Below are 7,583 nucleotides of genomic sequence, written 5' to 3' on the forward strand. Positions count from 1 at the left end.
TCAAGCGGGTCAGAAACGTGCGTTCCAGGAAAGGGCCAGGCTGCGCCCTGGCGCGGGCAGCTCGGTGCCGGGCAGGCCCTCGGTCAGGTGCGTGTGATAGCGCCTGTCGGTGAGGTTCTTGACCGCCAGGCGCAGGCTGTGGCCCGGGCGGTAGCGCCAGGTGGCGCCCAGGTCCAGCACGCTGTGGCCGGGGGTGGGGTTTTCCGTGCCGCGCGAAAAGCGCGTGGCCACGCGGTCCTGGCGCGCCACGATGCGCGCCTGCGCGTCCAGGCGCCAGCCGGTGGCCAGCTCGCCCTCCCAGCCCAGGCTCAGGCTGTCGGCGGGCATCTGGTAGAGCGGCTCGTCCAGGTCGCGGTTGTCGCCGCGCACGCGCGAATAGGCCGCCCACAACCAATGGCCGCGCACTGGCTGCCAGCGCAGGTTGGCCTCCATGCCCTGGATTACCACGCTGCCCAGGTTGGCATTGCGCTTGCAAATGGCTGCGTAGGGCTGGCCACAGGCGGCCAGGGCCTGCGCGCCCGTCAGCGGCACGCCGGTGATGTAGTCGCTGATGCGGTTGCGGTAGAAGGACAGCGCGTAGTCCAGCCGCGCATCACTGCCCTTGAGGCCGATCTCGAACTGCGTGGCCTTTTCCGGGCGGATCTGCGGGCTGCCGGCGTAGAAAGAGCCATCGCCGCGCAGGCCGGATTCGAAGCGCTCGCGCAAGTCGCCGGCGCGGAACGCGCGCGCGACGTTGGCGTAGGGGCGCAGCAGCGGTGCCAGCTCGTACATCACCCCCAGGCTGGCACTGCTGGCGCCATCGCTGCGCGACAGCCCCTGCGTGCGCGCGCCATTGGCCATGGACGCGGCGCGGCCGCGCACGCGGTCGTGGCGCAGCCCGGCCAGCACGCGCCAGGCGCCGAGCTGCATATCGTCCTGCACGTACAGGCCCAACGCCTGCAGACGCCCATCCTCGAAAGGCACGTTGCGCGCAAAGCGCGTGAACGCCGGCGGCGCCGCCTGGTAGCGCTCGGGGCTGGCGCCCATGCGCCAGGCATTCAGGCCCAGCGACAGCAAGTGCTGCGGGTGCGCCAGCCATTCGGCCTTGGCGTCCAGGCCGTCGGTGGCGAAGTTCACCTCGTTGGTCACCACGTCGCGGCCCAGCCGGTTGCCAAAAGCGTAGATGGTGCGCTGCATCTCCTGCCGGTACAGGCGCAGATCCAGCCCCAGCGGCGCATCCGCGCTGCGCGCGCGGCTGTAGCCCAGCTCGTACAGGCGGCGCTGCTGGCGCGGCGAATGGATGGTGATGGAGGCCACGGGCGGCGCCGGGTGCGGCCGCGTCGAGCCGCGGTACCACACGTCGTCGTCGCGGTGCTGCTGTAAAGAAAGGCGCAGCTGCTGGCGGGCATCGATGCGCCAACGGTACTGGCCGATGAAGGCGCGCGAGTCGTAGCCCGTGCGCGGCTGCTTGCCGTCGGGTGAGCGGTAGTCGCCCCGGTGCAGCAGCGCCGCGCCCAGCATCAGCGCATGATCGCCGCCGCTGGCGTTGAGCAGAGCCATGGCCTCGGTGCCACGGCTGGCGCTGTCCAACCCCAGGCGGGCGCGCCCGCTCAGCGCCGGCTGTCCCGGCTCGGCAAAGCGCGCCTGCGGCAGGCGCACGTTGATGGCCCCGCCCAGCGCGCCCGTGCCATACAACACTGAGGCCGGACCCTTGAGCACCTCCACTTGCTCGGCCAGGCCCAGCGACATGAAGGAGGCCACCGCCCCGGCCGGCTGGGCCGAATTCAGGCGCATGCCATCGACCAGCAGCACCACGCTGTCCTTTTTCAACCCGCGGATGACCGGGTTCAGCCCCTGCGCGCTGTCGCCCGAGACAGCCAGCCCGGCCTGGCCGCGCAGCGCCTCGCCCAGGTTGTGCGCCTGCTGGCGCGCCAGCTCCTCGGCCGTCAGCACCGTCAGCGCCACCGGCGTCTCGGCCGCCTGCGCCTCGTAGCCCTTGGCCGTGACCGTCACCGGCACCAGCACCATCGCTGCAGTGGCTGCAGTGGCTTCAGTGCCTTGCGCGGGCTCGGAAGCCACCGGCATTTGCGCCTGCGCCGCGCCCGCCAGACCAAGCACCGCGCACGCCAAACATGCGGTCGCCACGGGAGTGTAGGTGTTCATGGAAATTCCTTTGCTCAAAACCAGGGGCGCTTTCAGCCTCGGACTCGCCTGCCAAAGCTCGTCGGCCAGAATGCGAATTCATGCAAATTCTATCGAGAATGATTCACATTAATTACAAATCCTTGCCGGCTCGATTGTCTGCCATGTGGACATGGAAAAAACCGCCGTGCAGCAAGCCACTGCACGGCGGTTTTTTCAGTCACTGACAGCTGCTGGGTTCAAGCGCTCAGCGCAGCAGCGGCACGCCGGTTTTTTCCTGGATTTCCTCGAAGCTCACGCCATCGGCCAGCTCCACGAGCTTCAGGCCTTCGGGCGTGACGTCCATCACGCCCAGGTCGGTGATGATGCGATCGACCACACCCACGCCGGTCAGCGGCAACGTGCATTCGGGCAGGATCTTCAAGTCGGTGCTGCCATCCTTTTTGCGCGCCACGTGCTCCATCAGCACGATGACGCGCTCGACGCCGGCGACCAAGTCCATCGCGCCGCCCATGCCCTTGACCATCTTGCCTGGAATCATCCAGTTGGCCAGGTCACCCTTGCCGGTGACTTGCATCGCACCCAGGATGGAGAGGTTGATCTTGCCGCCGCGGATCATGGCAAAGCTCTGGTCGCTGCCGAAGATGGACGAGCCCTTGAGCGTGGTCACGGTCTGCTTGCCGGCGTTGATCAGGTCGGCGTCAACCTGGTCCTCGGTCGGGAACGGGCCGATGCCCAGCATGCCGTTCTCGCTCTGCAGCCAGACCTCGATGTCGGCCGGCACGTGGTTGGCCACCAGCGTCGGGATGCCGATGCCCAGGTTGACGTAGAAGCCATCCTGCAATTCCTTGGCAGCGCGCGCTGCCATTTGGTCTTTGGTCCATGCCATGGTGTTCAGCCTCCCGCCTTGGGTGTCACAGTGCGCTGCTCGATGCGCTTTTCCGGATTGGGGTTGTGCACGATGCGGTGCACGTAGATGCCAGGCAGGTGGATGTCATCGGGCGCGATCTCGCCCACCTCGACGATCTTCTCCACCTCGACCACGGTGATCTTGCCGGCCGTGGCCGCCGCCGGGTTGAAGTTGCGCGCCGTGTAGCGAAAGCGCAGGTTGCCGGCCTTGTCGGCCACGTCGGCCTTGACCAGCGCCACGTCGGCCACCAGCGATTGCTCCATCACATAGGTCTGGCCGTTGAATTCGCGCGTTTCCTTGCCCTCGGCCACCAGCGTGCCCACGCCGGTCTTGGTGAAGAACGCCGGAATGCCCGCGCCGCCGGCGCGCAGCTTTTCAGCCAGCGTGCCCTGCGGGGTGAACTCCAGCTCCAGCTCGCCTGCCAGGTACTGGCGCTCAAATTCCTTGTTCTCGCCCACGTAGGACGAGATCATCTTCTTGATCTGGCGCGTCTCCAGCAGCTTGCCCAGGCCGAAACCATCGACGCCGGCGTTGTTGGAAATCACGGTCAGATTCTTCACGCCGCTGTCGCGCAGCGCGTCGATCAGAGCCTCGGGAATGCCGCACAGGCCAAAGCCGCCCACGGCCAGCGTCTGGCCATCGGCAACAATGCCCTTCAATGCCTCGGCGGCCGAGGGATAGAGCTTGTTCAAGATGTATCTCCTGTCTGGGTTGTCATCACGCAAGGCAAGGCGCAGCCTGCCGCGCCTTGCAAGCCCGCTACGATACTACGTAAATTGGTACGTAGTTTTGCGTAAATGACATCCCCTAATCCGTTCTTGACCGAAACCGCAGCGCCGCAGCAGTGCGCGCAGGACTACCGCCTGGCTTTCGAGATGGCGCCGGTCGGGTTGGTGCTCTCACGCCATCGGCGCATTGCCGACTGCAACCAGCAGCTGTGCGAGATCTTCCTGACCACGCGCGAATCGCTGCTGGGCCGCTCTTTCCAGGAGCTCTACCCCAGCGCCGAGGAATTCGAGCGCCTGGGCCAGCGCATCGCACCGATCCTCAACGCCAAGGGCTGGTACTCGGACAGCCGCATCATGAAGCGCGCCAACGGCCAGTTCTTCTGGTGCCACGTCAGCGGCCGCGCCTTTGACCGCAGCCAGCCGCACGCCGCCGGCATCTGGAGCTTCGAGGACATCAGCGCCCAGCGCCCCATGGCCGCCGGCGCGGCGTTGACCGGGCGCGAACGCGAAGTGGCCGCGCGCGTGCTGGAGGGCAAGACCTCCAAGCTCATTGGCCGCGAGCTGGGCATCAGCCACCGCACGGTGGAGCTCTACCGCGCCCGGCTGATGCGCAAATTCGGTGCTGCCACCACTGGCGAGCTGATCCAGAAAATGCTCAGCCAGTGAGGCGCAAAAAAAGCGCTGAAAGCGGCATCGCCTTCAGCGCCTTGAGGCCAAGAGCCAGCGCCGACGAAGTCACGGGCAGGCTCTTTTTGAACCGTCTTTCAAGCCTTGGGATTGAAGGCCAGCGACATGCCGCCGCCCTGGTCGGGCTCGGGCCAGCGCTGCGAGACGGTCTTGATCTTGGTGTAGAAGCGCGCCGCATCCGGGCCGTAGAGGTGGCCATCGCCGAACTTGGAGCGGCGCAGCCCGCCGAAGTTGAAGTAGGCCGCAGGCAGCGGCACGGGCACGTTCACGCCGATCATGCCGGCCTCGACCTCGCTCATGAAGCGCTGCGCCGATTTGCCCTCGCGCGTGAAGATCACCGCGCCGTTGCCGTATTCGTGGGCATTGGTGATGGCAATGGCCTCCTCCAGCGTGGCCGGGCGCATCATGGCGCGCACCGGGCCGAACACTTCTTCCTGGTAGAGGTGCATATCGGTGGTGACGCGATCGAACAAGGTCGGCCCGATGTAGTAACCGCCCTCGCAGCCAGGCACCTTCAGGCTGCGGCCATCGGTCACCAGCTCGCCGCCCTCGGCGATGCAGCGCTCGATGGCCTGCAGCACGGCATCGCGCGATTGCGCCGAAACCACCGCGCCGTAGTCGGCTTGCGGATCGTCGTAAGGGCCGACCTTGAGCTGGCCGATCTTCTGCACCACCAGCGCGCGCAGGCGCTCGGCGGTCTCCTGCCCCACCGGCAGCAGCAGCGACACGGCCATGCAGCGCTGGCTGGCCGAGCCATAGCCCGCAGCCACGAAGGCGCTCGCGGCAGCCTCCAGGTCGGCATCGGGCATGACCACCATGTGGTTCTTGCCGCCGGTGAACGCGGCCACGCGCTTGTTGTGCGAGGTGCCCTTCTGGTAGACGTACTCACCCACCGCCGTGGAGCCCACGAAGCTCACGCCGGCAATGCCAGGGTGCTCCAGGATGGCATCGACCATTTCCTTGTCGCCCTGCACGACGTTGAACACCCCGTCGGGCAGGCCGGCCTCCTGCCACATGCGCGCGAACTCCAGCGCCGCGCTGGGCACCTTCTCCGAAGGCTTCCAGACCACGGCATTGCCCACCGAGACAGCCATGGTCATCATCACCGCCGGCACCATGATGGGGAAGTTGAACGGCGTGATCGCCCCGACCACGCCAATGGGCACGCGCATGGAGAACACGTCGATCTCGCCGCCGACGTTGCTGGCGAACTCGCCCTTGGTGACGTGCGGCGCATTGACGGCGAACTCGATGCCCTCGATGGCGCGACCGATCTCGCCCTTGGCATCGGCCAGGGTCTTGCCGTGCTCGCGGCCGATGATCTCGGCCAGCGCATCGGTGCGCGCAATCATCAGCTCACGCAGCTTGAAAATCACCGCCTGGCGCGTGGCGTGCGAGGCGCGCGCCCAGCGCCGCCCGGCCTCGGTGGCCACGGCCACGGCGCGGTCCAGCGTGGCGCGATCGGCGTAGTCGCAGCGCGCGATCTCCTGCCCCGTGGAGGGGTTGAACACCGCCCCGCTGCGCGCGCCGCTGCCCGGCTCGATCTGGCCTGCGATGAAATGTCCGATGTGTTGCGTCATGCCTGTCTCCTGAAAAAACCGCTCGATCGCGCCGCCTCGCGGCGCGGCATCGCACAAAGTTGGAAAAAGAAAACCAGAGATTGCGCCACTGCCACTGGGCACTGCGCCTGCAACGGATTGTGCGGCACCACAAGGCGCGCTGCGGCCCAGCCGGTCAACGGGCCAGTCCGCTGGGGGACAAGCCTTGCTAGGGGGTTGTTGCGATTGGGTTTGCAAAGCGGTTTTTCGAGGCAAAAGCCGCAGATGCAAGGCGAAAACGCTTGCAAGGCGTTCAACCTTGCAAGCGTTTTCAACGATGTAGCTGTGGACTTTTGACCGAAAACACCGCCGCAATACTCAATCTCAAAAATCCCCAAAGCCCTGCGGCCAAGCGGCATCAAGGCTCCAGGCTGCGCGCCAGGCGAAATCCATAGTAGTGCGAGCGCATGACAGCACTGTTTTCAAAGCGATTGGCCGCACGCGCCGCACTGGCGCTACCGCCCCAGGAGCCGCCGCGCAGCGACCGCCGGTCTTTTGGGCAATTCCCAGCCAGCCACGCACTGCCATCCGTAGGCGCGCCCTGGTAGCTGTCGACCCAGCAATCCTGCACCCACTCCCAGACGTTGCCACTCATGTCGTACAAGCCAAAGGCATTGGGGAGTTTTTGCGCCACAGCCTGCTGCTGACCGCCGCTGTTGGCGTCGTACCAGCCCAGGGTCGACAAATCGCTGCCGCCACAGTGGCTGTGCTGACCGCCCGCGCGGCAGGCGTACTCCCACTCAGCCTCACTGGGCAAACGCCAGCCGCCGCCCTGGGTTCGATTCAGCCAGGCGATGAAGTCCTGCGCATCCTGCCAGCTCACCCACACCACAGGGGCGTTGTCGCCATAGGCATTGCTGCTCAAAAAGTCTGGCGTCAGCAAATCATCGCGTCCCGCCGCACTCACGTATTGCCGGAACTGGCCCAGCGTCACCGGCGTCCTGCCCAACTGGAAGGCCGGCACCGACACCTGGCGCCGAGGGCCTTCATCTTCATGGGCATGCACATCGGACGTGCGGCAACCGTTGGCCTGCGCCACGTTGCGGCGCAGGCCAACGACAGGCAGGCAAGAGCCCATGACGAAATGCCCCGCTGGGATGGCCTGCATCTCAATCGGCAAGGCGGCCCCGGGCTGGGCCAGCACCGGCTGGGCCAGCCCCCAACACCCCAGCGCCAGAGCACTGGCCTTCCAGGCCCCGGCAGCAGGTCCGGCATGCCATCGTCGGCGCATCACAGCCCCTCCGCCCCGCCCATCACAAGGCACCGATCAAACCGCCCTGGGCGCTGGCCTGATGCCCCATCACCGCCAGCACAAACACCAACGCCCGCTTGCAGAAAAGCCCGCACGGGCACACCAAAGCGGCGTGAAAAAAATGCTGCCAGAAGGGAACTTTTAGCGCGCACAGATCCAATGCTGCGTGCTGCGTGCTGCGTGCTGCGTGCTGCGTGCTGCGTGCTGCGTGCTGCGTGCTGCGTGCTGCGTGCTGCGTGCTGCGTGCTGCGTGCTGCGTGCTGCGTGCTGCGTGCTGCGTGCTGCGT

Annotated in this window: 7 protein-coding genes; 2 read left to right on the top strand and 5 right to left on the bottom strand. The window is 66.5% G+C overall.

Annotation, left to right across the window (positions count from 1 at the left end; all coding sequences use genetic code 11):
* Positions 1–9: 9 nt before the first annotated feature.
* From CK620_RS08305 to CK620_RS08315, 3 genes are all read right to left on the bottom strand, one after another.
* Entirely contained in the window at positions 10–2,142 is a 2,133-nt protein-coding gene (locus CK620_RS08305; protein WP_238946068.1) for a TonB-dependent receptor, read from the bottom strand.
* Between the two features lie 226 nt (positions 2,143–2,368).
* On the bottom strand, positions 2,369–3,010 hold the full coding sequence (locus tag CK620_RS08310) for a CoA transferase subunit B (protein WP_095539660.1): 642 nt from the start codon (positions 3,008–3,010) through the stop codon (positions 2,369–2,371).
* Between the two features lie 5 nt (positions 3,011–3,015).
* On the bottom strand, positions 3,016–3,723 hold the full coding sequence (locus CK620_RS08315; protein WP_095543640.1) for a CoA transferase subunit A: 708 nt from the start codon (positions 3,721–3,723) through the stop codon (positions 3,016–3,018).
* Between the two features lie 105 nt (positions 3,724–3,828).
* Here CK620_RS08315 and CK620_RS08320 point away from each other — a divergent pair, with 105 nt between their 5' ends.
* Positions 3,829–4,425, top strand: a complete 597-nt coding sequence (locus tag CK620_RS08320) for a LuxR C-terminal-related transcriptional regulator (RefSeq protein ID WP_095549890.1) — start codon at positions 3,829–3,831, stop codon at positions 4,423–4,425.
* A 98-nt stretch (positions 4,426–4,523) separates the two neighbouring features.
* On the opposite strand, the gene CK620_RS08325 is transcribed toward CK620_RS08320, so the two are convergent.
* On the bottom strand, positions 4,524–6,026 hold the full coding sequence (locus tag CK620_RS08325; RefSeq protein WP_095549934.1) for a CoA-acylating methylmalonate-semialdehyde dehydrogenase: 1,503 nt from the start codon (positions 6,024–6,026) through the stop codon (positions 4,524–4,526).
* Between CK620_RS08325 and CK620_RS13845 the strand changes: the two genes are divergently transcribed.
* Positions 6,006–6,341: a hypothetical protein gene (locus CK620_RS13845; RefSeq protein WP_124856886.1), complete on the top strand. Its 336-nt coding sequence runs from the start codon at positions 6,006–6,008 to the stop codon at positions 6,339–6,341. The two genes, CK620_RS08325 and CK620_RS13845, sit on opposite strands and share 21 nt — an antisense overlap.
* A 61-nt stretch (positions 6,342–6,402) precedes the next feature.
* Here the strand turns inward: CK620_RS13845 and CK620_RS08330 are convergent, their stop codons facing one another.
* Positions 6,403–7,275, bottom strand: a complete 873-nt coding sequence (locus CK620_RS08330; protein WP_095549891.1) for a formylglycine-generating enzyme family protein — start codon at positions 7,273–7,275, stop codon at positions 6,403–6,405.
* Positions 7,276–7,583: the final 308 nt, after the last annotated feature.

It is taken from the genome of Vandammella animalimorsus, assembly GCF_002285285.1.
Classification (GTDB): domain Bacteria; phylum Pseudomonadota; class Gammaproteobacteria; order Burkholderiales; family Burkholderiaceae_C; genus Lampropedia; species Lampropedia animalimorsus.

What these genes read in the sequence shown, in the direction of transcription:
- CK620_RS08305 (WP_238946068.1), bottom strand. Translation starts at nt 2,142, where the DNA reads ATGAACACCTACACTCCCGTGGCGACCGCATGTTTGGCGTGCGCGGTG.
- CK620_RS08310 (WP_095539660.1), bottom strand. Translation starts at nt 3,010, where the DNA reads ATGGCATGGACCAAAGACCAAATGGCAGCGCGCGCTGCCAAGGAATTG.
- CK620_RS08320 (WP_095549890.1), top strand. Translation starts at nt 3,829, where the DNA reads ATGACATCCCCTAATCCGTTCTTGACCGAAACCGCAGCGCCGCAGCAG.
- CK620_RS13845 (WP_124856886.1), top strand. Translation starts at nt 6,006, where the DNA reads ATGTCCGATGTGTTGCGTCATGCCTGTCTCCTGAAAAAACCGCTCGAT.
- CK620_RS08325 (WP_095549934.1), bottom strand. Translation starts at nt 6,026, where the DNA reads ATGACGCAACACATCGGACATTTCATCGCAGGCCAGATCGAGCCGGGC.
- CK620_RS08330 (WP_095549891.1), bottom strand. Translation starts at nt 7,275, where the DNA reads ATGCGCCGACGATGGCATGCCGGACCTGCTGCCGGGGCCTGGAAGGCC.